At 71.7% G+C, this 24,214-nt stretch carries 24 protein-coding genes, 1 pseudogene and 1 riboswitch; of the genes and pseudogenes, 16 read left to right on the top strand and 9 right to left on the bottom strand.

Translation table 11 applies throughout. The features are described from left to right. Positions 1 to 37: 37 nt before the first annotated feature. Positions 38 to 1,594, bottom strand: coding sequence for a C40 family peptidase (locus ACZ6S4_RS19730; RefSeq protein ID WP_465476315.1), 1,557 nt, complete (start codon positions 1,592 to 1,594; stop codon positions 38 to 40). 287 nt (positions 1,595 to 1,881) lie between these two features. On the opposite strand from ACZ6S4_RS19730, the gene mqnE reads away from it, so the two are divergent. The 9 genes and pseudogenes from mqnE (at position 1,882) to ACZ6S4_RS19685 (ending at position 9,490) form a co-directional block, all read left to right on the top strand. Further along, complete coding sequence (gene mqnE, locus ACZ6S4_RS19725; RefSeq protein ID WP_465476373.1) at positions 1,882 to 3,051, top strand: aminofutalosine synthase MqnE; 1,170 nt, start codon at positions 1,882 to 1,884, stop codon at positions 3,049 to 3,051. A gap of 35 nt (positions 3,052 to 3,086) precedes the next feature. Further along, the gene (locus ACZ6S4_RS19720) at positions 3,087 to 3,515 is read left to right on the top strand and encodes a hypothetical protein (RefSeq protein WP_360814797.1); all 429 of its coding nucleotides are present in this window, start codon (positions 3,087 to 3,089) and stop codon (positions 3,513 to 3,515) included. 11 nt (positions 3,516 to 3,526) lie between these two features. Continuing rightward, on the top strand, positions 3,527 to 3,868 hold the full coding sequence (locus ACZ6S4_RS19715; RefSeq protein ID WP_465476314.1) for a DUF4229 domain-containing protein: 342 nt from the start codon (positions 3,527 to 3,529) through the stop codon (positions 3,866 to 3,868). Positions 3,869 to 4,060: 192 nt separating this feature from the next. Beyond that, positions 4,061 to 5,359 (top strand): annotated as a pseudogene (locus ACZ6S4_RS19710) (M14 family metallopeptidase); the annotation flags it as partial. A gap of 87 nt (positions 5,360 to 5,446) precedes the next feature. After that, the gene (locus ACZ6S4_RS19705; RefSeq protein WP_465476313.1) at positions 5,447 to 5,767 is read left to right on the top strand and encodes a PadR family transcriptional regulator; all 321 of its coding nucleotides are present in this window, start codon (positions 5,447 to 5,449) and stop codon (positions 5,765 to 5,767) included. Continuing rightward, positions 5,767 to 6,453 (top strand): signal peptidase I, encoded by a 687-nt coding sequence (lepB, locus tag ACZ6S4_RS19700; RefSeq protein WP_465476312.1) that lies wholly within the window; start codon positions 5,767 to 5,769, stop codon positions 6,451 to 6,453. The genes ACZ6S4_RS19705 and lepB overlap by 1 nt, the downstream gene beginning before the upstream one ends. Before the next feature lie 62 nt (positions 6,454 to 6,515). Further along, positions 6,516 to 6,582, top strand: a riboswitch (cobalamin riboswitch). A 112-nt stretch (positions 6,583 to 6,694) separates the two neighbouring features. Further along, entirely contained in the window at positions 6,695 to 7,612 is a 918-nt protein-coding gene (locus ACZ6S4_RS19695; protein ID WP_465476311.1) for an ABC transporter substrate-binding protein, read from the top strand. A 64-nt stretch (positions 7,613 to 7,676) separates the two neighbouring features. Then, on the top strand, positions 7,677 to 8,729 hold the full coding sequence (locus tag ACZ6S4_RS19690) for a FecCD family ABC transporter permease (RefSeq protein WP_465476310.1): 1,053 nt from the start codon (positions 7,677 to 7,679) through the stop codon (positions 8,727 to 8,729). Then, positions 8,726 to 9,490 (top strand): ABC transporter ATP-binding protein, encoded by a 765-nt coding sequence (locus tag ACZ6S4_RS19685; RefSeq protein ID WP_465476309.1) that lies wholly within the window; start codon positions 8,726 to 8,728, stop codon positions 9,488 to 9,490. The genes ACZ6S4_RS19690 and ACZ6S4_RS19685 overlap by 4 nt, the downstream gene beginning before the upstream one ends. Here the strand turns inward: ACZ6S4_RS19685 and ACZ6S4_RS19680 are convergent. From ACZ6S4_RS19680 to ACZ6S4_RS19660, 5 genes are all read right to left on the bottom strand, one after another. Beyond that, positions 9,487 to 10,251, bottom strand: coding sequence for a VOC family protein (locus ACZ6S4_RS19680; RefSeq protein WP_465476308.1), 765 nt, complete (start codon positions 10,249 to 10,251; stop codon positions 9,487 to 9,489). The genes ACZ6S4_RS19685 and ACZ6S4_RS19680 overlap by 4 nt on opposite strands. Before the next feature lie 80 nt (positions 10,252 to 10,331). Next, positions 10,332 to 11,072 (bottom strand): ABC transporter permease, encoded by a 741-nt coding sequence (locus ACZ6S4_RS19675; RefSeq protein ID WP_465476307.1) that lies wholly within the window; start codon positions 11,070 to 11,072, stop codon positions 10,332 to 10,334. Between the two features lie 13 nt (positions 11,073 to 11,085). Then, positions 11,086 to 11,952, bottom strand: coding sequence for an ABC transporter ATP-binding protein (locus tag ACZ6S4_RS19670; RefSeq protein ID WP_465476306.1), 867 nt, complete (start codon positions 11,950 to 11,952; stop codon positions 11,086 to 11,088). After that, positions 11,949 to 12,275, bottom strand: a complete 327-nt coding sequence (locus ACZ6S4_RS19665) for a winged helix-turn-helix domain-containing protein (protein WP_465476305.1) — start codon at positions 12,273 to 12,275, stop codon at positions 11,949 to 11,951. Before ACZ6S4_RS19665 ends, ACZ6S4_RS19670 begins: the two co-directional genes overlap by 4 nt. Continuing rightward, positions 12,272 to 12,907, bottom strand: a complete 636-nt coding sequence (locus ACZ6S4_RS19660) for a transporter (protein WP_465476304.1) — start codon at positions 12,905 to 12,907, stop codon at positions 12,272 to 12,274. The genes ACZ6S4_RS19665 and ACZ6S4_RS19660 overlap by 4 nt, the downstream gene beginning before the upstream one ends. A 72-nt stretch (positions 12,908 to 12,979) precedes the next feature. Here ACZ6S4_RS19660 and ACZ6S4_RS19655 point away from each other — a divergent pair, with 72 nt between their 5' ends. Further along, on the top strand, positions 12,980 to 13,402 hold the full coding sequence (locus tag ACZ6S4_RS19655) for a GNAT family N-acetyltransferase (protein ID WP_465476303.1): 423 nt from the start codon (positions 12,980 to 12,982) through the stop codon (positions 13,400 to 13,402). On the opposite strand, the gene ACZ6S4_RS19650 is transcribed toward ACZ6S4_RS19655, so the two are convergent. After that, positions 13,389 to 15,407, bottom strand: a complete 2,019-nt coding sequence (locus tag ACZ6S4_RS19650) for a HelD family protein (protein ID WP_465476302.1) — start codon at positions 15,405 to 15,407, stop codon at positions 13,389 to 13,391. The genes ACZ6S4_RS19655 and ACZ6S4_RS19650 overlap by 14 nt on opposite strands. Before the next feature lie 249 nt (positions 15,408 to 15,656). Between ACZ6S4_RS19650 and ACZ6S4_RS19645 the strand changes: the two genes are divergently transcribed. The 4 genes from ACZ6S4_RS19645 to ACZ6S4_RS19630 are packed head-to-tail and all read left to right on the top strand — an operon-like array spanning position 15,657 to position 19,959. Next, positions 15,657 to 16,229, top strand: a complete 573-nt coding sequence (locus tag ACZ6S4_RS19645; protein ID WP_465476301.1) for an ArsR/SmtB family transcription factor — start codon at positions 15,657 to 15,659, stop codon at positions 16,227 to 16,229. A 39-nt stretch (positions 16,230 to 16,268) separates the two neighbouring features. Then, the gene (locus ACZ6S4_RS19640; RefSeq protein WP_465476300.1) at positions 16,269 to 17,519 is read left to right on the top strand and encodes an MFS transporter; all 1,251 of its coding nucleotides are present in this window, start codon (positions 16,269 to 16,271) and stop codon (positions 17,517 to 17,519) included. Then, positions 17,516 to 18,367, top strand: coding sequence for a menaquinone biosynthetic enzyme MqnA/MqnD family protein (locus ACZ6S4_RS19635; protein ID WP_360550863.1), 852 nt, complete (start codon positions 17,516 to 17,518; stop codon positions 18,365 to 18,367). Before ACZ6S4_RS19640 ends, ACZ6S4_RS19635 begins: the two co-directional genes overlap by 4 nt. 56 nt (positions 18,368 to 18,423) lie before the next feature. Continuing rightward, positions 18,424 to 19,959, top strand: coding sequence for a COG1361 family protein (locus tag ACZ6S4_RS19630; RefSeq protein ID WP_465476299.1), 1,536 nt, complete (start codon positions 18,424 to 18,426; stop codon positions 19,957 to 19,959). Positions 19,960 to 20,049: 90 nt separating this feature from the next. Here the strand turns inward: ACZ6S4_RS19630 and ACZ6S4_RS19625 are convergent, their stop codons facing one another. After that, entirely contained in the window at positions 20,050 to 21,024 is a 975-nt protein-coding gene (locus ACZ6S4_RS19625) for an alpha-hydroxy acid oxidase (protein ID WP_465476298.1), read from the bottom strand. Positions 21,025 to 21,026: 2 nt separating this feature from the next. After that, positions 21,027 to 21,989, bottom strand: coding sequence for an aldo/keto reductase (locus ACZ6S4_RS19620; RefSeq protein WP_465476297.1), 963 nt, complete (start codon positions 21,987 to 21,989; stop codon positions 21,027 to 21,029). A 152-nt stretch (positions 21,990 to 22,141) separates the two neighbouring features. On the opposite strand from ACZ6S4_RS19620, the gene ACZ6S4_RS19615 reads away from it, so the two are divergent. Together ACZ6S4_RS19615 and ACZ6S4_RS19610 are read left to right on the top strand one after the other, a co-directional pair. Then, complete coding sequence (locus ACZ6S4_RS19615) at positions 22,142 to 23,749, top strand: beta-1,3-glucanase family protein (protein ID WP_465476296.1); 1,608 nt, start codon at positions 22,142 to 22,144, stop codon at positions 23,747 to 23,749. 206 nt (positions 23,750 to 23,955) lie between these two features. Then, on the top strand, positions 23,956 to 24,214 hold a 259-nt coding region (locus ACZ6S4_RS19610; RefSeq protein ID WP_465476295.1), incomplete at its 3' end, for a hypothetical protein.

The following is a 24,214-nucleotide window of genomic DNA, read 5'->3' as shown; positions in this document are numbered from 1 at the left end:
GCCGCTTGAAGATCATGACTGGCGGAGCCCGGGTGCGCTAGGAGCCGGCCGACTTCGACGCTTCGCCGGTGGTGGCGGAGGCGGAGGTCGACTTGGTCGCCGAGGGGCTGTCGGCCTTCGTCGGTGAGTTGTCCGCCGAGCCCGCCGGTGATGACGGCTTCTCTTCCTCCGACGGAGCCGTGGTGACCGGTGCGGCCGTGGTCGGCGGCGTGGTCGTCGGCTTGTCGGTCGTCGGGGTCGCCGCCGGAGTGGTCGGCTTGGTCGACGGCGTCGTCGGCTTGGTCGACGGGGTGGTCGGCTTGGTCGACGGGGTCGTGGGCTTGGTCGACGGGGTGGTCGGCTTCGTCGTCGGCTTTGTCGTGGGCTTGGTGGTCGGCTTGGGGTTGTGGTCGCTCGGCTTCTCCGGGTCCGGCGAGCCCAGGTTGGGGCCCTGCACGGTGCCTTCGATGGAGCCGTAGATGCGGGTCGCGCTGAAGAGGCGCGTCCAGCGGACCGGGACCAGGCGCACGTTGAGGCCCGTGCGTGGCGCCTCGACCATCATGCCGTTGCCCGCGTACATCGCTACGTGGTGGATCTGCTGCCAGCTGCTCGACGAGCTGAAGAAGAGCAGGTCGCCGGGGAGCAGGGAGTAGCGGTCGACGACGCGTTCGCGGGTCTGGAAGTACTGGTCGCGGGACACCCGGGTCAGCTTGAAGTCACCGGCGCCCGGGGAGCGGTAGGCGGCCCACATCAGGCCGGAGCAGTCGTACTCGTCCGGGCCTTCCTCGGACCACACGTACGGGTCGCCGCGCTGGGCCAGGGCGAAGCGCAGTGCCGCCATGGCGCGCGGGTCGGCGCCGCGGCCGGCGTTCTCCCCGGCCAGGTAGCCGGCGCCGGCCTGGGCGTCCTGGGCTGCCTGGGCGCTGTCGGCCGCGGCGATGGCGGCGGCGTTGTCCTGCTCGAGCTTCTGCTGGGCGGCCGACTTCTTGTCGACCTCCTTCTGCAGCTTGTCGCGGTCGGCCGTGAACGTGGTGAGTCGCGCCTGCGCGGCCTGCTGCTCGGTGAGCGCGGCGTTGTAGATGGTCTCGGCGATGGTGAGCTGGCGGCTGGCGGCCTGCTGGGTCGCGGAGTCGCCGCGGTTGATCCGGGCGAGCGAGTCGAGGTCCGACAGGCCGGAGCCGATCGAGCCGGGCGGCAGGGCGGCCGCGTCCCGGACCGCGGCGGCCGCGGCGCTGGCGACCTCGGTGCGGGCCTGGGAGACCGCGGCGGAGGACTGGGTCACCTTCTGGTCCGCGGCGGCGGCCTGCTGGGTCGTGAGGTCGACCTCGTCCTTGGCCTTGGTGAGCCGCTCGCCGAGGGCCGCGAGCTCGGTACGGCCCTTCTCGATCTTCTGCATCACCGGCGTCAGGGCCACGCCGGGGGTGGTGATCGGTGCCGTCGTCGTCGGTGTCGTGGGGACCTGCTGGCCGGGGAGCACGAGCGAGCCCTGGGCCAGGGGCCGGGAACCGGCGTCGGGAACGGCGGGCGCCGGAGGTGCGGCCGGCGGGGCGGCGGAGGCGGGCAGCGGGTTGAACAGAGCTGCGATGGCGGCGGCAGTCGCGGCGGAGTACGCCAACGGGCGCCACCATGGGCGTATCCGTAGCGTTCGTCCGCTTCTGTGCTGCCCGCTCATCGACATGCGCTCCCCGTCCGCGGTCGTCGCCCACCACCGCTTCGCGTCCCTCTAAAGGTCATACCCCAACCGAGGCACCGATGTCGATTGATTGGACATGACAGGACGCTGTGAATCGTAAGTCCGACGACGTGATCCGCGCCGCCCCGAAGCCGCCGGACGTCGATCCGCCGAAACAAGGACGTACGCTCGACCACGAGTTGACGGTGAAGGGGGCGGACATGCCGCAGATGGACGTGGGGCTGAAGCGCGAGCTGGAGGCCAAGGTCTACGCGGGTGAGCGGCTGACCCGCGAGGACGGCGTCGCGCTCTACGAGTCCGACGATCTGGCCTGGCTCGGCCGGCTGGCCCACCACAAGCGCACCGAGCTCAACGGCGACCGGGTGATGTTCAACGTCAACCGGCACCTCAATCTCACCAACGTCTGCTCCGCCAGCTGTGCGTACTGCTCTTTCCAGCGCAAGCCGGGCGAGAAGGACGCGTACACGATGCGCATCGACGAGGCCGTGCGCAAGGCCAAGGAGATGGAGGGCGAGGGGCTCACCGAGCTGCACATCGTCAACGGCCTGCACCCCACGCTGCCCTGGCGTTACTACCCCAAGGTGCTGCGCGAGCTGAAGGCGGCGCTGCCCGGCGTCAAGCTCAAGTGCTTCACGGCCACCGAGGTCCAGTGGTTCGAGAAGATCAGCGGCCTACCGGCCGGCGAGATCCTCGACGAGCTGATGGACGCCGGCCTGGAGTCGCTCACCGGTGGCGGTGCGGAGATCTTCGACTGGGAGGTCCGCCAGCACATCGTCGACCACAACTGCCACTGGGAGGACTGGTCGCGGATCCACCGGCTGGCGCACGAGAAGGGCATGAAGACCCCGGCGACCATGCTGTACGGCCACATCGAGGAGCCGCGGCACCGCGTCGATCACGTCATGCGCCTGCGCGAGCTGCAGGACGAGACGGGGGGCTTCGCCGTCTTCATCCCGTTGCGCTACCAGCACGACTTCGTCGACTCGGCGGACGGCAAGATCCGCAACCGGATCCAGTCCCGCACCACGATGGCGGCGCCGGCCGAGTCGCTGCGCACGTTCGCGGTGTCCCGGCTGATGTTCGACAACGTGCCGCACCTGAAGAACTTCTGGGTCATGCACGGCCTGTCGGTGGCTCAGCTGTCGCTGAACTTCGGCGCCGACGACCTGGACGGCTCGGTGGTCGAATACAAGATCACCCACGACGCCGACTCGTACGGCACACCGACCACGATGCACCGTGACGACCTGCTGAACATCATCTGGGACGCGGGTTTCCAGCCGGTCGAGCGCAACACCCGCTACGAGATCGTCCGCGAGTACGACCGGCCGGTGTCGCTGGCCGAGCGCCGCAGCGAGCCGCAGCAGGTCTGGGCGTAGCGGCCGGATCCTCCCGGCGTACCCTCGTTGTTGTCATGGCCGAAACCAAGAGTGAGCGCCGCCCGCGTCGCGACGCTGACGGACGCCTGGTGACCGTCGGTGATCTGCTGGGTGTCGCGCTCGCCGGCTGGGTCACCGGGATCGTCGTGCTGCTCCTCTTCGAGGGCGTCATGTCGCTGGCCCGGGCCTTCGACTTCGGCTCGTCCAGCGGCTGGCTGGCGCTGATCCTGCCGGTGTGGCTGTTCACCGAGGAGTTCCGGGCGGCCGGCTACGGCGCGTACCGGATCGTGGTGGCGGCCCTCGCGGCCGGCTTCGGCGTCGCGGTCGGCATGACCCTCGCCGGCCTGGCCGCCGCGACCTTCCCGCCGCTGGTCAGCGGCGCAGCGGGTGCGCTCGGCCTGACGGTCGTCTACTGCCTGGTCTGGTTCTACGGCCTGCGGTGGCTCAGCCACCGCGCGGGCTGACAGGAGTCGTCATGAGTCCCGCCGTCAAGTACACGCTCGGCCGCCTGGGCCTGTTCGTGGTCGTCTTCGCGCTGCTCCTGCCGGTCCCGCTGGCCTTCCTGGTCAAGGCGATGATCGCGTTGCTCGCGTCGGCCGGGTTCTCCTACTTCCTGCTGGCGAAGTGGCGCAACGAGATGGCCGAGCAGCTCGGCACGGTGGCCGAGCGCCGCCAGGCGGAGAAGGCCCGGTTGCGCGCAGCCCTGGCCGGCGACGAGGCGGCGGCGGCCGCCGGCGACCGAGCCACGCCCGCGGCATCCTCCACTGGGGAGACCGAGGACGCCGCTGCGGCCAAGGGCGACAACAAGGCTTCCTGACCCCGAGGTCGGCGATTTCCGCGGATCGGGCACCCCGCATGGTCGGTGTGCGCGACAGTGATGCGGTCATCATGTCGACGTAGGGGGCACATTGGCATGGTCTCGCGGCGCTCGTTTCCATTGCCAAAGGTCGATACCAGGTGGTGCAGTGACGGGGCCCGAACCCCCTCTGACACCCCCCGGAGGTCGTTCATGAGACGACGACGCGTCACCGGCCTGGTCGCCGCTGTCACCGCCGGCCTGGCCCTGATCGCCGCTTCCCCCGCCATCGCGCCGGCCGCTACCGCGGTCCCGCGCGCGGCGGACACCGCGGCCCCTTACGAGGTCTACGACGTGCGCACGCTCGCCCAGCGCAATGCCATCGCGGGCACGGGTGCGGCGATCGACGGCATGGAGCACTCGATCGTCGAGATCACCGCCACCGGCCGCGAGGTCAAGGCGCTGCGGGCGCTCGGCTTCACGGTCAAGCCCGCCGCTGTCGAGACGCCCAGCAGTGACGTGTCCACCTTCGACTTCCCGTCCCGGGACGCGGCGTACCACAACTACGCCGAGATGGTCGCCGAGGTGAACGCCCTCGTGGCGCGGTACCCGGCCATCGCCGGCAAGCGGGTGCTGGGCAAGACCTATGAGGGCCGCGACATCGTGGCGGTCAAGCTGTCCGACAACGTCGGCACCGACGAGGCCGAGCCCGAGGTGCTGTACGACGCCAACCACCACGCCCGCGAGCACCTCACCGTGGAGATGGCGATCTATCTGCTGCACCTGTACGCGGACAACTACGCGAGCGACACCCGGATCCGCAACGTGGTGAACAGCCGCGAGATCTGGATCATCCCGTCGGTCAACCCGGACGGCTCCGAATACGACGTCGCCACCGGCAGCTACCGCTCGTGGCGCAAGAACCGCCAGCCGAACTCCGGTTCCTCGTACGTCGGCACGGACCTGAACCGCAACTACGGCTACCGCTGGGGTTGCTGCGGTGGCTCGTCCGGCAGCACGTCCTCGGACACGTACCGGGGCACCGCGGCGTTCTCGGCGCCCGAGACGCGGGTGATCCGCGACTTCGTCAACAGCCGGGTCGTCGGCGGCGTGCAGCAGATCAAGGCCGCGATGGACTTCCACACGTACTCGGAGCTGGTGCTGTGGCCGTTCGGGCACACCACCGCCAACACCGGTACGGGGATGAGCGCGGACCAGAACAACACGTTCGCGACGCTGGGCCGGCAGATGGCGGCGACCAACGGGTACACCCCGCAGCAGTCGAGTGATCTCTACATCACCGACGGGGACTCGCTGGACTGGCTCTGGGGCACGCACAAGATCTTCGCGTACACCTTCGAGCTGTACCCGCGGAGCTCGTCGGCCGGCGGCTTCTACCCGCCCGCCAGCGTGATCACCCGGGAGACCAGCCGCAACAAGGAGGCCGCGTTGCTGCTGGCCGAGGCGGCTGACTGCCCGTACAAGGTGATCGGCAAGCAGTCCACGTACTGCTGACCGGTCGTGCAGCCCGGCCACCTGTCACAGCCGTAGGGCCGGGACGGGTGGCCGGAGTAAGTCGAGTTATGTAGAGTTTCCGCCATGCCCCGACCTTCCCACGCCTCGCCGCAGACGCTGCGGCTCTTCGAGGCGCTGCTCGCCGAGCCGGCCCGCTGGCGCTACGGCTACGACCTGAGCCGCGAGACCGGGCTCGCGTCCGGCACCCTCTACCCGATCCTCATGCGGCTCTCCGCCCAGCAGCTGCTGGACACCGGCTGGGAGGCCTCCGACGAGCCCGGCCGGCCGCCGCGGCACACCTACCGGCTGACCACCGACGGCATCGTCCTGGCCCGGGAACGCCTGGCCGCCGCGGCGCGCAAGCAGCCCGGCCCGGCTGCGGCCTTCGTGCCGAGGAAAGCGTGATGCGCCGGGCGGCGCGGGCGGTCCTGGTCGCGGCGGTGCGGGGGCGCCGCGCCCGGGGCGGTCCGTGGGGCGAGGCGGCCCTGGCCGAGTTCGACCAGACGACCGGCAGCTGGGAGGCGGTGCGCTGGGCCGCGGGCGGCCTGCGCGCGGTGTGGCACGAGCGCCGGGCGAGGATCAAGACCATGCCCACCCGGGTACGCGTACAGCGGGCGGCCGTCCTCGCGGTCCTGCTGATGGTGCCCGTGGCGGTCGTCGTCAACCAGTTCGTGCTCACCCCCCGGTACATGCCGAGCGGCTCGATGGAGCCGACCGTACGGGTCCAGGACCGTTTCGTGGTCGACAAAGTGAGTTTCCGGCTGACCGGCATCCGGCACGGCGACATCGTGGAGTTCGACAGCCCGCTGCAGCCGGGCGCACTCATGCTCAAGCGCGTGATCGGCCTGCCCGGCGACACCATCGAATGCCGGGCCGGTCGGGTGTACCGGGACGGCACTGCCCTCGACGAGCCCTACTTGGAGAGCGCCGCCAGCACGGGCGACTGCGGCCCACCGGTCACCGTCCCGCCGGGCGAGCTGTTCGTACTGGGCGATCACCGGCTGGTCTCCCAGGACTCCCGCCGGCTCGGCACGATCCCGCAGGACGCCGTGGACGGCCGCCTCCTGGCCCGGATCTGGCCGCTGAGCTGACGGGTCTGTTCGTGCCGCCGCCGGCGCCTGGGCTACTTTCGACAGGACCGCGTCGCAGCGAAGCCGGTGGAATTCCGGCGCTGTCCCGCAACTGTGAGCCCTCGCCCGCGCGGCGCGGGTGAAGCCAGGTCGCCTGGGCGCCGGTCGCGATTCAGCGCTCCCGGGGAGGGGCGCCTCGCGGACCGGGCCTTGTTCCTCCGGTCGGCGAAGCACCGCAGCCTCGGCCGACAGGAGGACCAGAATGAGACGACTTGTGACGGCCGCGATCGCGGTCACCGCCCTGCTGCTCGCCGGCTGCGGCGGCGGTGCCGAGGACGAGGGGAAGCCGGCGGCCTCGGGCGCCGCCTTCCCGGTCACGGCCGGGTCGGTGACCCTGGCCGAGCGGCCCGCCCGGATCGTCTCGCTCGCCCCGACCGCGACCGAGATGCTCTTCGCCATCGGCGCCGGCCCGCAGGTGGTGGCGGTCGACGACCAGTCGACCTATCCGGCCGAGGCGCCCCGCACCGATCTGTCCGGCTTCAAGCCGAACGCCGAGGCGATCGCTGCGCGGAACCCCGACCTGGTGGTGGTCTCCGACGACCTGGAGAAGATCGTCGACCAGCTGGGCAAGCTCGAGATCCCGGTGCTGCTGGCCCCGGCGGCCAAGGTGATCGACGACTCCTACCGGCAGATCGACCAGCTCGGCGCGCTGACCGGCCACCTGGACGAGTCGGCCGCGCTGGTGCAGCGGATGCGGACGGAGATCGACAAGATCGTCAAAGAGGTGCCGCCCCGGACGGACCCGCTCAGCTACTACTACGAGATCGACCAGACGTTCTACTCGGCGACCTCCAAGACCTTCATCGGCTCGCTGCTCGCGCCGTTCGGGCTCACCAACGTCGCCGACGCCGCCGATCCCGACGGCAGCAAGAACGGCTATCCCCAGCTCTCCCCGGAAGCGCTCGTCGCGGCGGACCCGGACCTGATCTTCCTGGCCGACACCAAGTGCTGCGGGCAGTCCGCGGCGACGGTGAAGCAGCGCAAGGGCTGGTCGCAGATCACCGCGGTGCGGCAGGACCGGATCGTGGCCCTGGACGACGACGTCGCCTCCCGGTGGGGTCCGCGGGTGGTCGACCTGGTCCGGGCCGTCGCCGATGCGGTGGCCAAGGTCCCCGCGTGACCGACTGGACCGGACGGAGGCCACGGAGGGAGGGCCAGGAGGGCATGCGAAAGGTGGGCACCGCGTGACCGAAGTGCCGCGGCCGGCCGGTCTGCGGCCCGGCTGGCTGGCCGGCGGGGTGCTCGCGGTGCTGGTCGCGCTGGTCGCGGGGGTGGCCTTCGGGCCGGTCGCGCTGCCGCCGGCCGGGGTCGCGGCCGCGTTGCTCGACCTGGTTCCGGGGGTACGGATCCACAGCGGTCTGAGCCTGCGCGAGACGGCGATCGTCACCGAGCTCCGCCTGCCCCGGGTCGTCCTGGGCCTGCTCGTCGGGGCCCTGCTCGCCCTGGCCGGGGCCGCCTACCAGGGCGTCTTCCGCAACCCGCTGGCCGATCCGCACCTGCTCGGGGTCGCGGCCGGCGCCGGGCTGGGGGTGACGGTGGTCATCGCGTTCCGCCCGGCAGTCGGTGATGCCACCGCGGAGCTGCCGATCGGGGTGCCGCTCGCCGCCTTCGTGGGTGCCACCGTCGCCGTCGCCCTGACCTGGGTGCTCGGCGGCGCCGGCGGCCGGTCGCGGACCCCGGCCACGCTCATCCTCGCCGGTGTGGCCGTGTCGGCGTTCCTGGCGGCGGCCCAGACGTTCCTGTTGCAGCGGCACATCGAGGCGCTGCGCGAGGTGTATTCCTGGCTGCTCGGCCGGCTGGCCACCGCGGGCTGGCACGACGTGCTGCTGGTGCTGCCGTATGCGGCGATCACCGCCGCGATCGTGCTGTCCCAGCGCCGCGAGCTGGACGTGCTGACCGTCGGCGACGAGGAGGCGACCAGCCTGGGCCTGCACCCGCAGCGCAGCCGCTACCTGCTGATCGCGGCCGCCTCGCTGGGCACGGCGGCCGCGGTGTCGGTGTCGGGGCTGATCGGTTTTGTGGGGATCATCGTGCCGCACACCCTGCGGTTGCTGGCCGGCCCGAGCTACCGGTCGATCCTGCCGCTGTCGGTGCTGTTCGGCGGCGCGTTCCTGGCCCTGACCGATCTGGTCGCGCGGACGGTGGCCAGCCCGGCGGAGATCCCGATCGGCGTGGTGACCGCGTTTCTGGGCGCGCCGTTCTTCGCCCTGGTGCTGCGCCGCAGCGGGGTCTCATGATCAGCGTGCGGGGGTTGCGGGTCCGGCTGGGCGGCTCGGTCATCGTCGACGGCGTCGATCTGGACGTCGCCGCGGGGGAGTGGGTCACGATCATCGGCCCGAACGGCGCGGGCAAGTCCACGGTGCTGCGCGCCATCGGCGGGCTGCTGCCGTTCAGTGGCTCGGTCGGCCTGGGTGGCACCCCGCTGGACCGGCTGCCCCGGCGCGAACGGGCCCGGACCGTGGCCACTGTGGCGCAGTCGCCCGTGGTGCCGCCGGGCATGCTGGTCCTCGACTACGTGCTGCTCGGCCGCACGCCCTACATCCCGGCGCTGGGCCGGGAGTCCGCGTCCGACCTGGCCGCGGTCGAGGAGGTGCTGACCGCGCTCGACCTGGACCGGTTGCGTACCCGAAGGCTCGACACGCTCTCCGGCGGCGAACGGCAGCGGGTGTTCCTGGCCCGCGCGCTTGCCCAGGGCGCCCGCATCCTGCTGCTGGACGAGCCGACCAGCGCGCTCGACATCGGTCACCAGCAGGAGGTGCTCGAGCTGATCGACCGGCTGCGCGACGAACGCGAGCTCACGGTGCTGGCCACGATGCACGACTTGTCGATCGCAGGCGAGTACGCGGACCGGATGGTGCTGCTGGCCGGCGGCCGAGTGGTGGCGGCGGGCACCGCGTGGGAGGTGCTCACCGAGGAGTTGCTGGCCCGGCACTACCGCGTACGCGTCAAGGTCATCGACGGCGGGCAGGGACCGCTGGTCGTGCCGGTCCGGGGTTAGCCGTTGATGCCCTGCAGGATGGAGAACGTGCCGCCCTGCGGGTCGTCCACCACCGCGTACCGGCCGATCGGCAGGGTGGTCGGCGGGTGCACGATCCGGCCGCCGAGCGACTGCGCGTACGCGGCCGAGTCGTCACAGTCGGCCACCGCGAAGTAGATCATCCAATGTGGTGGCAGGTCGTCGGGCCAGCGGTCGCCGTCCATCGCCTGCATGCCCGCGATCTGCCGGCCCTCGTGCTCCCACACGATGTAGTCCATGCCGCTCACCGAGCTCTCCCGGGCCACCCAGCCGAAGACCGAGCCGTAGAACGCGGCCGAGCCCTCCAGATCCCGGGTGGTCAGCTCGTTCCAGGTGAGCGCGCCGGGCACGTCGAAGATGTCGGCACCGCGCATCGTGCCCGCCTGCCAGACACTGAACGGCGCGCCGGCCTGGTCCAGGAACGCCGCCATCCGGCCCTGGTACATGACGTCGAAGGGCGCCACCAGCACCTTGCCGCCGGCCGCCTCGACCCGGGCGGCGATCTCGTCGGCGTCGTCGGTGGCCACGTACGTGCTCCAGGCGGTCGGCTGGCCCTCGCCGTAGAGCGGGCCGGCGCCGGCGGTGGCCCGGCCGTCGAGCCGGAAGGTGGTGTAGCCGCCGTACTCCTCGCCCGACACCTCGGCCTCCCAGCCGAACAGCGAGGTGTAGAAGCGGATCGCGTCCGCGAGGTCGGCGGTACCCAGGTCCACCCAGTTCGGTACACCGGGGGTCGGTGGGTTCATGCCTGCTCCTCGGGTTTACGGCGGACGACAGATGGATCGTTACACCGCGATGCGAGGTACGGGGCCGCTCAGTCGGAAGTTCAACTGAACCGCCGACCTTCGTCGCGTCGATAGGCCCATACGGCCACCCCAGCCAGGGCGGCTGTCCAGGTGATCAAGGCGGCTATCGATGGCCACTGCACCGGGAAGTCGCCGACGGCCGCCCACATCAGCCGCACCGCGGCCCCGGTGGGCAGGTACGGAGCGATGGTCTCGACGAAACCGGGCGCACTGCCCGGCGCGGTCATCAGGCCACCGCCGAACGCCAGCGGGAAGAACAGCACCTGGGCCAGCACGATCGCGGCCTTGGCCGGCAGCGAGTAGCCGATGGCCAGCCCCATCAGCGTGAACGGCACCGCGATCACGGCCACCACGGCCACCGCCGTGAGGAAACCGGTCAGGGTGATCGTCGCCTCGGTCGCGACCGCCGCGATGACCACGACCGGCACCAGTGAGGCGCCCATCATCACCAGGCCGGCCAGGATGCGCCCGGCGAAGCGCGGCGCGGCGCCGGCCGGCAGGGTCCGCGAGTACGGGTCCCAGGGCTGGGCCCGGTCCTCCGCCACGCCGATGCCGTACTGGAAGAGATTGCTGGTCATGACCACGAAGGTGACCATCGACGCGGTCGCGTAGGTGGCGTACACCGGGTCGTCGCCGACGAACGGCACCACGAAGAAGATCATCGAGGCGGCCGGGAAGAACGCGCTGCCGATGAGCGCCATCGGGATCCGGAACGTCTCGATGAGCTGGAAACGGGCATGGGTCAGGGCGAGGGATGTCATCCGAACCTCCGGTTCAGGCCGAGGTGAGGGTGAGGAACGCTTCCTCCAGCGACGTGGGGCGTACCTCCAGCTCGGTGAAGGGGACGTCGCGGGCGACGAGGTCGCGGACCAGCCGGTCGGCGTCGCCGGTGAGCAGGTGGGTGCGGTCGCCGTCGCGTTCGGTGCCGACCACCCCGGGCAGCTCCGGCAGCGGTACGGGCACAGTCAGGCTGACCCGGCGGATGGCGACGAGGCCGCGTACCGCCGCGACGGTGTCGTCGGCCAGCACCCGGCCGCCCCCGATCACCACCACCCGCCGGGCCAGGGCCTCGATCTCCTCCAGGTAGTGACTGGTCAGCACGACCGTGCCGCCGTCGGCGTGGAACGCCCGGATGCCGTCCCACAGGCTGTGCCGGGCCTCCACGTCCAGCCCGGTCGTCGGCTCGTCGAGGAACACGATCCGGGGCCGGCCCACGAACGCCAGCGCCACCGCGACCCGCCGTTTCTGGCCGCCGGACAGGCCGCCGGTCTGCCGCTCGGCCAGGTCGGTCAGCCCGAACCGGTCGAGCAGCTCGGCCCGGCCCAGCGGGTCGGGGAAGTGCGCGCGGACGAAGTCGACGACCTCACCGACGCGCAGTGCGCCGGGCAGCCCGGTCTCCTGCGGGGTCACGCCCAGCGCCCGCCGGCTCGCCGGGTCGCGCGGGTCGCCGCCGCACAGCTCCACCGTGCCCGAGGTGGGCCGGCGCACCCCGGTGAGCAGGCTGACCAGGGTGCTCTTGCCGGCGCCGTTGGGCCCGAGCAGGCCGACCAGCTCACCGGTCCGGACGTCGAGGTTGAGCCGGTCGAGGGCTAGCACGTCGCCGTAGCGGCGGGTGGCGTCGAGGGCGCGGGCCAGCATCATGATTCCTCCTGCGGCTTGGCGGTGCCGTTGAGCAGGGCGTGCAGTGCTGCGGTGTAGTCCTCGAAGGCCACCCGGCCGCGCCCGGTGAGCCGGACCAGCGTCGCCGGGGTGCGGCCCTGATGGGTCTTGGTGACCTCGACGTAGCCCGCGTCCTCGAGCTTGCGCAGGTGCACCGAGAGGTTGCCCGCGGTCATCTGCAGGATGTCCTGCAGCCGGGGGAACGCGATCCGGTCACCCGGGCCCAGCGGGGAGAGCGCCGCGACGACCCGCAGCCGGGCCTGGGCGTGGATCACCGGGTCGAGTTCGGGCAGGCCGCCGGTCATCGGGCCATCCGCAGCCAGGACACCAGGCCGGCGACGAGCATCCCGCCGCCACCGAGCACCGCGACGATCAGGGCGTGCCAGCCCGCGCCGATGATGATGCCGACGACGTTGACGACGCTGATCGCCAGACCGAGGACGAACAGGGACCGGTCGTTCCAGATGGCGCCGCCGGCCATGTGCAGAGCGCCGGTGAGGGCGACCATCGCGCCGGCCCAGAGCAGGTTGGCCTCCGGCACGGGCAGCAGGTCACTGATCCGGCTGAACAGGGTGGCCATGCCGATGAAGGCGACGGACCAGGTGAAGCCGTACATGGCGCCCTGCCGGGAGGACGGGCCGCTGACCTGGCGGGCGGCCCGGGCGCCGACGATGCCGGTGATGATGCCCGCGACGATCATCGAGCCGAGCAGGACGGTGAGCGGCACCCAGTCCGGCATGTCCACCAGGACGCGCTCGTCGGGGCCGAACCGCAGGAAGAAGACGCCGAAGCCGATCAGCCAGGCCAGGCCCCAGGGCCAGAGCAGCAGGCGCGGGTCCGGGGTGAGCCGGCGGGTGGTGGTGGCCTGCTCCCGGGCGATCAGCCGGAGCGACTCGGCCGGGTCCAGCGGGGGGAGCTCGTCATCCTTGGCTTCCATGCAAAGAACTTTACCGCACAAAGTCAAAGAACTTTGTGCCATAAACCTCGTCGGCTCGTTTAGCATCGCGCGGTGAGCGATCTCGTACTGCGGGCCGCCGATTCCCGCGAGCTGGGGGCCGTGCTGTCGTTCTGGTCGGCGGCGGCCGAGAACGCCAGTCGTCCACCGGACACTCCGGGTGCCCTGGCGGCGCTGCACCTGCGGGACCCGGACGCGCTCATCGTGGCCGTCGAGGGGGACCGGATCGTCGGCACGATCATCGCCGGCTGGGACGGCTGGCGGTGCCACCTGTACCGCCTCGCGGTCGACCCGCAACACCGCCGCAACGGCATCGGGCGGGCCCTGATCGAGGCGGCGGAGAACCGCATCCGGGCGCTGGGCGGCACCCGGATCGACGCGATGGTGCTGGATGACAACCCGGGTGCCCACGCCATCTGGGCCGCCCGGGGCTACCACCGCCAGCCGGACTGGTCCCGCTGGATCAAGCCGCTCTGAGCGGTTCGGGCAGCGGCTCGGCGTGCACCACCGAGAGCCGGGACACCGCGCGGGTCAGGACCACGTACAGCCGGTGCAGGCCGCGGGGCTCGGCCGCCACGATCTGGGCCGGTTCCACCACGACCACATGGTCGTACTCCAGGCCCTTGACGATCGTGGCCGGCACGACCGTGACGCGCGCCGCGGAGTCGACGTCGTCCGGCGTCGCGGCCGGCAGGCCCGCCGCCGCGAGATGCGCCCGCAGCCGGTCCACCGCCGCGTCGGCCGCGATGACCGCGACCGAACCCTCGTGCTCCAGCGCCGCGGTCACCTCGACCAGCATCGCGGCATCCACCTCGTCCGCCGACGGCACGCCGACGACGGAAAGATCACCGTCGCGGCGCAGCGAGACGGCCTCCGGCACGTCCACCCCGAGCGCCGGCAGCAGGCGGTTGGCCAGGGCCACAACCACAGCGGGTACGCGGAAACCGATCGTCAGCGGCACCACCACGGCGTCCGGCTTACCGAGATGCCGCAACGTGTCCCGCCAATCGGCGGCCGCCCACGGCGCGGTGCCCTGAGCCAGGTCGCCGAGCAGCGTGATCGAGCCGTGCTCACTGCGCCGGGCGATCGCCCGCGCCTGCATCGGCGACAGGTCCTGAGCCTCGTCCACCACCACGTGCCCGAAGCTCTGCTCACGCTCCAGCAGCCCGGCGGCCTCGTCGATCAGCACCAGATCGGCGGCGCTGAACTTGGCTGCCTTGACCGTGCGCGGCGCCTTCGGCCAGAGCAGCAGATCCTGCTCCGCGTCGGTGAGGATGCCCTCGGCCGCGGTGGCCAGCAGCTCGGCGTCACTGAGCAGCGCCACGACCAGCCCCTCGGGGGTCAGCGCGGGCCAGACGTTGTCCAGGAAGTCGCGTACCGGTGGGATCTTGCCCATCCGGCGCAGCCAGGCCTCGTTCGGCGAGTTGCCGGTGCGGTACTCCGACTGACGTTGCAGCAGCGCCACGACCCGGGCCCGGACCCGCTCACGGCCGACCGCGTACGGCAGCTCCTCCCGGCGGGCCTCGTCCACGATCTGCCGCAGCGGTCCCGGATCGATCCGCCAGCGGTACGAGCCGTCCGACACCATGATCGGCTCCACCGGTTTGGCCAGCCGGCTCCACAGTGCCCTGCGCAGGACTGCGGCCATCCGCGGATCGTGCTTGAGCAGGGCGGTGGCTTCGGCGTCGTGGCCGCGTACCGGTGCCCGCGCGATCAGGTCGTCGACCGTGGCCTGCTGCACCTCGACCTCACCGAGCGCCGGGAGCACCGCCGAGATGTAGGACAGGAACGCGGTGTTGGGCCCGACGATCAGCACGCCGGAGCGACGCAACCGCTCCCGGTGCACATAGAGCAGGTACGCGGCCCGGTGCAGCCCGACCGCGGTCTTTCCGGTGCCGGGCGCGCCCTGCACACAGATGGAGTCCTCGAGCTCGGCGCGGACCAGCTCGTCCTGCTCGGGCTGGATGGTCGCGACGATGTCCCGCATCGGCCCGACGCGCGGCCGCTCGATCTCGGCGGTCAGGATCCGGCTCTTGGTGCCGAGCTCCTCGCCCCGGTCCAGGTGCTCGTCCTCGAAGCTGGTGAGCTCCCCCTTGACGAAACCGAACCGGCGCCGGGTGGCGACACCCTGCGGATCACGCACGCTGGCCCGGTAGAACGACTGGGAGAGCGGCGCCCGCCAGTCCAGCACCATCGGCTCACCGGAATCATCGGTGACGTGCCGGCGCCCGATGTGGTACGCCGTCTGCTCGATGTCCAGCTTGCCGAAGAAGAGCGGAGTGTCGGGATCATCGGCCAGCTCAGCGACCCGGCGAGACAGGGTCCGCCCGAGCGTCTCGGCGCTGTAGGCGTCCCCGGCGATGTCCGCGCCGGAAGCGAACAGGGACTCGGCCCGCCCCCGCATCCGCCCCAGCGCGGCGCGGGACTGGCTGAGGTGCCGGCGTTCGGAAATGAGTTCGTTGTCGAGTTCGGATGCGGGCACGCTGATTCCTATCGCGGTAGCTCGCTGCTCGCTCGCGTATCCGGCAACGGGTGGCCGTCGTCCGGCGCGGAGACGTCCGCTGCGGTGTCGACTCACCGCGGCCGTCAAGCGGCCACGTACGATACGCAACCCCGCCGCCCGGGGCCACCGAATTTCGCCTTCGAGCCGACCGGCGGCGTGCCGCGGCCCCGGCAGCCTCTCGTCGCCCGGGTGCGTCGGTGCCGCGGGTGACGCGGGATCATGGGTGGCATGGCTGACGGGCAACCCACCGCACGGATCACCGACCCCAAGGTGATGCGGGCTCTCGCGCACCCGGCCCGGATCGCGATCATCGAGCATCTCGGCAGCACCGGCGCGGTCGTCACCGCCACCGAGTGCGCCGGGCTGGTCGGGCTGTCGCCCAGCGCGACCAGTTATCACCTGCGTGAGCTGGCGAAGTACGGGCTCGTCGAGCAGGCGCCGAGCCGGGGCGACGCCCGGGAGCGGGTGTGGCGCAGCACCACCGCCGGTCTCAACGTCGACGGTGACCTGGATGAGCCGGAGACCCGGGCGAGTCAGCGGGCGCTGGTCGATGTCTATCTGAACCGCGATTTCGCCCGGTTGCGGGAGTGGGTCGCGCGGGCGCACGAGGAACCGAAGGCGTGGCAGGAGGCGAGTGCCTTGATGGGGCCGATGCTGCTGCTCAATGCCGAGGAGCTGGCCGAGGTGAACCGGCGGGTCAAGGAGGTGCTGGCGCCGTACCGGCGGCGGGAGCGGATCGGGGACGCGCCTGATGATGCGCGGCCGGTTGTCGTGCACTACGCCGTCTTCCCGGTGGAGTAGCCCTTGTGCTGAGCAGATGTGAAGGATTATTTTCGAAGTATGTCCTTCACATCTGACGGTTCGCGCTGGAGTGACGTCTACCTCGCCGCCGGCGCCCGCGGCGTCAGCGCCTGTGGTGACTTCCTCGCGGCGACCGCCCTTGCGCTCGCGTTGCAGCAGGCCGGGGCCGGTGGCGTGGCTGTCTCGGGGCTGCTGCTCGCCGCCGCTCTGCCGCTGGCGGTGCTGGCCCCGGTCACCGGCCGGATCGCCGATCGGGTGGACAGCCGCAAGCTGCTGATCCTGGCCGGGATCGGGCAGGCCGCGGTGTGCACGGCGCTGGCCTTCGCCGAGCACTCGTTGGTGATCATTGCGCTGGTCGCGGTGCTGGCGAGCGGGCTGGCGGTCACCCAGCCCACCCTCGCCGCGCTGTTGCCGGCGATGGTCCGGCGCGAGGACCTGGCCAAGGCGAGCGGGATCAACCAGACGGCGGGGCTGATCGGCATGCTGATCGCTCCCGCGCTGGCCGGTGTGCTGGTGGGGCAGTTCGGCGTACGGGTGCCGCTGCTGCTGGACGCCGTCACGTACCTGTCGCTGGTGGTGGCCGGGCTGCTCATCCGTACCCGGAGATCGCCCGCGGCCCGGCCCGCCGCGGCCGTGCCCGTCTCCTGGCGGCTGCGCGACGACAGGTTGGTCGCCGTGATGGTCGGGGCGATCGCGGCCGTCGTGGCCGGCGTGGGGGCCATCAACGTCATCGAGGTGTTCTTCATCCGGGCGACGCTCGGCGCCTCCACCACGATGTTCGGCCTGATCAGCGGCACCTGGACCGCCGGGATGCTGGCCGGCGCCCTGCTGTTCGGCCGGCTCGGCCGGCGCTGGACCCATCCCGGACGGCTCGTCCGGATCTCGCTGCTGCTGGCCGGGGCCACCTGCGCCGTCGTGCTGGCCGGGGCCGGCGTGTGGCACGCGCTGCTGCTGGTGCCGCTGTGGTTCGCCGGCGGCCTCTGCAACGGCGGCATCAACGTCTTCACCAGCGTGGTCATGGCTGAACGCGTGCCGGCCGCCGCCCGGGGACGTGCCTTCGCCGCGATGGGCGCCGCCGTTCAAGGCGCCGGCATGGTGGGTTACCTGGTCGGCGGGCCGCTCGTCGACCACTTCGCGCCGCGCCCGCTGGTCGCCGCGGCCGGCCTTGCCGGGCTGGTCGCGGTGGCTGTCTGCCTGCCGGCGGTACGGCGGGCCGAACGTGAGATAGGTCCCTCGCCGCAGGTGGAGCCCCGGCATGCGCAACCCGCCGGAGATAGCGTCGGGCCATGAGCGACGTAGTCCGGCGACCCCGGGTAGGCCACATCCAGTTCCTCAACTGTCTGCCGATCTACTGGGGCCTCATGCGCTCGGGCGCGCTGCTCGACGTCGACCTGCACAAGGACACCCCGGACCGGCTCAACGCCGCCCTGGTCGCCGGCGACCTGGACATCGGCCCGATCTCCCTGGTCGAGTATCTGCGCAACGCCGACGACCTGCTGCTGCTGCCGAACCTCGCGGTCGGCAGCGACGGGCCGGTGCTGTCGGTCAACCTGGTCTCCACCCGGCCGCCGGCCGAGCTCGACGGCCGCCCGGTCGCGCTCGGCTCGACCTCGCGGACCGGCGTGCTGCTGGCCCAGATGCTGCTGGCCGAGCAGTACGGCGCCGAGCCCGAATACTTCCGCTGCCCCCCGGAGCTCAACCAGATGCTGCTGGAGGCCGACGCCGCGGTGCTGATCGGCGACCCGGCCCTGCGCGCCATGTACGAGGCCCCGGAGCTCGGCCTGCAGGTCATCGACCTGGCTCAGGCGTGGAAGGAGTGGACCGGCCTGCCGATGGTCTTCGCCGTCTGGGCGGTCCGCAAGGAGTTCGCCGCCGCCCACCCGGGTGTGGTCAAGGAGGTGCACGAGGCGTTCCAGCGCTCACGCGACCTGTGCCTCGGCGAGCTGGACGAGGTGGCCGAGGCGGCGGCGCGCTGGGAGCCGTTCGACGCCGCGACCCTGGCCACGTACTTCCGGGCCCTGGACTTCTCGCTGGGCGAGCGGCAGGTCGCCGGAGTGCGCGAGTTCGCCCGCCGGGCCGCCGCCCGCGGCGAGGCGCCGGCCCTGCCGGCCGATGGACCGATCTTCGCCCAGGTATAGACCGCTTTGCTCCACAGGGGGTAGCGCCGCGTCGGTCCGCAGTGGAGCATTGACGGGTGGCCACACGACCGAACAATCTCGCGATCCGCCTCGCGCTGCCCCTCGCCATGATCGGGCTGACCGCCGTCGGCGCGGCCACCCCGGCGCGCGCCGAGGTCGCGGCCGAACGGCCGACGATCGAGATCTCGGTGCCCGAGCGGGTGGTCACCACCAGCGGCGCCACCAAGACCGTTCCGTTCGAGGTCGTCAACGCGGGCGAGACCGCGGCGACCGGCCTGACTCTCGACTTCGCCTTCACCGGCACCGCGGTCGACCCGCGCCTCGGCTTCAAGCCCGCGCCGGGCTGCACCGCGACCGGGTGCGCGATCGGCGATCTCGCGCCGGGTGCCCGCAAGGCCTTCTCGTTCACCGTGACGCCCACCGGCGCGCTGCCTGCGACCGGGGCCACGATCGGCCTGGTGGTCCACGACGCCGGGGGTGCGTGGAAGGAGTCGACCACGGTCACGGTGGTGCGCGAAGCGGCCGGCGTCGACCTCGAGACCGCCCGCATCCCGGACATCGAGCTGGCCGCGGGCAAGTCGGCCGTGCTGCCGATCTCGGTCCGCAACAACGGCGACAAGGCCGCCGAGGGTGTCGCCCTCGCGCTGGCCGGGCCGCGCTACATCTCGTACCCGAACAACTACAGCAACTGCGTCAAGGCTGAGGACCTGCCCGGCGTCGTCTGCGTCTTCGACCTGACCCTCGCCCCGGGCTCGACCTTCGGCATGTCGCCGACGACCCCGCTCACCGTCGCGGCCGACGCGGCTGCCCCCGGCCCGGCGAGTTACACCGCCGGCGTGGCCGCCCTGGGCCTCGACGACGACGAAGCCGGCCTTGCCGCGGCGACGAAGGCGGCCCGGAAGCCGGGCGCCAAGCTGCAGCTGGTGCCGGCCGCGCAGAGCCTCGCGGCCGGTCAGCGCGAGCTGAACGAATGGGACAACGCGACGTCGTTCCAGGTGAAGGTCCCGCTCAACCCGGCGGACAGCGTGGCCATCGGCGACAACTTCGAGGGCAAGATCGGCGACACCCGTACGGTGAAGGTCGGCTTCCGCAACGACGGCCCGGCCACCGTGCTCGGCCGGACGACGTCGTGGATCCACGCGGCCAAGGTGCGCATCCCGTCCGGCCTGGCCCTGACCAAGGTGGACAAGCACTGCGTCCCGAACGGCGACGGCGACCCCAGCTGGGACAAGCCCGGCCAGGTCAGCGGCCATGACTATCTGTGCGTGGCGAGCAAGCCGCTGGCCAAGGGGGAGCAGCAGCTGTTCTCGTTCACCGCCAAGATCGAGGACGGGGAGAACGAGGACGAGGGCTCGATCACGGTCGACGGTGGCGTGCAGGACCAGAAGACGACGAACAACGTGGCCAAGATCGAGGTCAAGTTGACCACGGGCGGTGGCTCGGGCAGTGGTTCGGGCGGGTCCGGTGGCGGGTCCGGTGGCGGGCTAGCCATTACGGGTGCGCCGGCGGGGCGGATCGCCGGTGCGGGGATGCTGCTGATTTTGACGGGTGCGTTGGCGCTGGTGCTGACCCGCCGTCGCCGGCCGGTCTGATCCCGCCTCCGGGCGGGCGTGCGTCGTGGCCGGCTTGGCCGGTCTGACTGGCCGGTGCCGCGAGATGGGCCGCTCGGCTCGGCCGCTTGGTCAGGGCCGGGTGATCACGTCGGGGTCGATGTCGCTGATGGTCGGTAGGCCGGCTTGGGCCATCGTCCGGGCCAGGTCGGTGCGGTAGAAATCCAGGCAGTCGCGGACGCCGTCCGCGCCGCCGGTGGCCAGGGCCCACAGCACCGGGCGGCCGATCATCACCGCCTGCGCGCCCAGCGCCAGCGCCGTCAGCACGTCGCCGCCGTCCCGGATGCCGCCGTCCACCAGCACCGGCACCCGGCCCGCGACCGCCTCGACGACCGGGCCGAGCGCCAGCGCGGTGGCGACCACCCGGTCCAGCTGCCGACCGCCGTGATTGGACACGATCACCCCGGCAGCGCCCGCGTCGACACAAACCATCGCGTCCCGCGCCCCGAGCACGCCCTTGACCAGCACCGGACGGCCGGAGATCTCCGCCAGCCAGCCGATCGCGCCGGCGTCGAGGGCCGGATCCTGCTCCCGGCCCGCCGGCCGGCCCGCCGGGGACAGTGCACCGGCCTGCGGCACCGGTCGCGGGTGCACAAACGGGGCATCGGCGGTCAGCACGATCGCGCCCGCCCCGGCGCCGACGGCCGCGCGTACCTGTTGCTCGGTGATGGCCCGGTCCCGCAGCACGTAGGCCTGGAACCACCAGGGCCCGGCCATCGGGATCTCGGCCGGCGGCCGGCCCGACCGGGCGCTGAGCACCAGCAACGAGCCGGCCGCCGCGACGCCCCGGGCGGTCGCCGCCTCACCCTCGGGATGCGCGAGCGTGTGCAGCGCGGTCGGTCCGGCCAGCACCGGGGCGGAGAGCTGGGCGCCGAACAGCTCGACCTCGGTGCTGACCCGGGAGACATCATGGAAGAGCCGCGGGACGAACCGCCACTCGCGCCAGGCCGCCGCGGCCTCGTCCCGGGTGACCTGTGCGCCGATGCCGTCCCGGTAGTAGTCGTAGACGGCTGCGGGGAGGATCGCCCGGGCGGCTTCCTCCTGCATCGTCAGGCTCCGCGGGTCAGGATCCGGTCCAGGGCGGCCACGTCGTCCGCGGTGAGGCGCCACTGCCCGGCGGCGGCGTTCGCCCGTACCTGCTCCGGGGTCGTGGCGCCGGCGATCACGCTGGTCACCGCCGGCTGCGCGGCGAGGCCGGCGATCGCTACGTCGAGCAGGCTGTGCCCGCGCTCCTTCCCGTACGCGGTCAGCGCCTCGATGGTGTCCCAGTCCGCCCCGTCCAGCCAGCGCTGATACCGCTCCTGGGCCAACCGGGTGCCCTCGGGCGGCGGCGTGCCGCGCTGGTATTTGCCGCTGAGCAGGCCGCTGTCCAGCGGGAAGAACGGCAGCAGGCCCAGCCCGAACTGCTCACACGCGGGCACGACCTCGTCCTCGACCTCGCGGTGCAGCAGGCTGTACTGGTTTTGCGCACTGATGAACGGGGTGAGGCCGGCGGTCCGGGCCGTCCAGTCCGCGTCGGCGATCTGCCAGCCCGCGAAGTTGGAGTTGCCCAGGTAGCGGACCTTGCCGCTGCGTACCAGATCGTCCAGCGCCGACAGGGTCTCCTCGATCGGGGTGGCCTCGTCGGGGGTGTGGATCTGGTACAGGTCGATGTGGTCGGTGCCGAGCCGGCGCAGCGAGGCCTCGACCGCCCGGATGATGTACGACCGGGAGCCGCGGGCGCCGTGGTCCGCGCCGTTGAGGCCTTCCATGTCCATGCCGAACTTGGTCGCCAGCACGACCTCGTCGCGCCGGCCCTTCAGCGCCGCGCCCAGGCACTCCTCGGAACTGCCGTGCGGGGTCCCGTAGATGTCGGCGGTGTCGAACAGCGTGATCCCCGCGTCGAGCGCCGCGTCGACGACCGCCCGGGTGCCGTCGACGTCCAGCTTGCGGCCGAAGTTGTTGCAGCCGATGCCGACGGCCGAGACGACCAGGCCCGAGGTGCCGAGGCGGCGGTAGGTCATGTCACTCATGATCCGAGCCTATGCCGACGAGGTTGCCGAAATAATCTGGCAATACATCAGCTGGTGTCTATTGACACACAGTGTTAACCATTTGATGCTGTGAGAGCGCTCTCACGAGCGTCCCCCCATCCCCTGCGCCGTCCGTCTCCCGAGGAGTCATCGTGCGTATCAGATCCAAACTTCTGCATGCGCTGGCCGCGCTGACCGTCACCGTGCCGCTCGCGGCCGTGGCGGCAGCCGCGCCGGCCCAGGCGGTCGGCCCGGCTCTGCTGCCGGTCACCGTCACCAACAACTCCGGCCGTGGCGAGGCCGTCTACCTGTACGTGATCGGCATCAACCTGAACACCAGCCGCCTCGGCTACGTCAACCAGGGCGGCACCTTCACCCCGTGGCCGGCCGGCTCGCTCCCGCCCTCGCCCGCCCCCGACGTGGCGATCGGCGGCCCCGGCAACGGCGGTGCCACGACGATCAACTTCCCGCGCGGCTTCTCCGGGCGGGTCTACTTCTCGCTGGGGGAGAAGCTCAAGTTCTTCCTCACCCCGGACGGCCTGGTGCAACCGGCGCCGTGGGCCAGCGGCGATGCCAACTACAACATTCTGTTCGACTGGAGCGAGTTCACGTACAACGACGCCGGCCTGTGGCTCAACAGCTCGCAGGTCGACATGTTCTCGGTGCCGCACGCGGTGACGGTGACCGGTGCCTCGGGCGCGACGAAGAAGACCGGCGAGCCGGTGAACAACGGCCGCAACAACGTGCTCAACGCCATCAAGGCCCAGCCGGGTTGGGGCAACACGGTGTACACCCGTTCCGACGGGACCGTGCTGCGGGCGCTGGCGCCGGGCAAGGCGGCGGGCGCCGGGCTGTTCAGCGCGAACTACCTTGACTCGTACATCACGTCGGCGTGGAACGCGTACACGACCAAGACGCTGACGGTGGTGCCGTTCGGCGACCAGCCGAACACCAAGTACTTCGGCCGGACCTCCGGCAACGTCATGAACTTCACGAACAGCGCGGGCCAGCAGGTGGCGTCGTTCAACAAGCCCTCGTCGGCCAGCGTCTGGGGCTGCGACGGTGACCTGCCGGCACCGAACGACCTGGTGAAGGGGCCGATCTCGCGTACCCTCTGCGCGGCGCTGAACCGTGGCACGCTGGGCACCATCGACACCCAGCCGAGCACCAACGCGGCGCAGTTCTACCAGAACAACCCGACCAACCAGTACGCCAAGATCATTCACCAGAACATGGTCGATGGTAAGGCGTACGCGTTCGCCTTCGACGACGTCGGCGCCTTCGAGTCGCTGGTGCACGACGGCGACCCGCGTGCGGCCGGGCTGATCCTGACCCCGTTCGGTGCGGGCGGCCCGACCACGCCGCCGCCGGCGGGCGGGGGACAGGCCCTGATCAGCGACTGGAACGGCAAGTGCATCGACGTGCCGAGCGCCAACTTCGTCGACAGCGCGCCGCTGCAGACGTGGACCTGCAACGGATCGACCGCGCAGAAGTGGACGTCGGCGGGCGGCGCCCTGCAGGCACAGAACAACAAGTGCATGGACGTGGCCGGCGGCGGAACGGCGAACGGCACGCCGGTGCAGCTCTACACCTGCAACGGTACGGCGGCCCAGCAGTTCGTCCTGTCGGGCGCGGGCGACCTGGTGAACCCGCAGGCGAACCGCTGCGTGGACATCAAGGACTGGAACGGCGCGGACGGTGGCCGGCTCCAGCTCTGGGACTGTGGGGGCTCGGCGAACCAGAAGTGGCACAAGGGCTGACGGTGCGGTGACGGACGGGCCTGCGCGGCATACGCAGGCCCGTCTGCCGTCAGGGTGCGGTATCCGGTGGGCCTGCATGGCGGGCGCAGGCCCACCGGAATCCGCCCCGCCGCCGCGGCCGCAACGCCCCACGCGGGGTAGAGGTGGGTCCTGGTGGCGGTGGATGACCGGATGCCCGGCTGTCGGCCGACCTATGTGGACACGCGGTGAACGCGACCGCGCGGGCCATCCCGGCCAGCGCGGGGTTGAGGCGGGGTCTCGGTATCGGCGTCGCCAAGGCCCTCCGCGCCGCCCGTCGTGATCGGCAACGCGGCGGCGAGCGGGACGCTGGAGCGGCGCGCGGACCTACACAAAACCAGGCGGCCACGGCCATCGCGGCCATCCGGCCATCGCGGCCATCCGGCCATCGCGGCCATCGCGGCCATCGCGGCCATCCGGCCATCGCGGCCATCCGGCCATCCGGCC

The sequence above is a fragment of the Actinoplanes sp. NPDC051405 genome (genome assembly GCF_055586185.1).
This window is presented reverse-complemented; position numbering and strand designations above follow the sequence as displayed.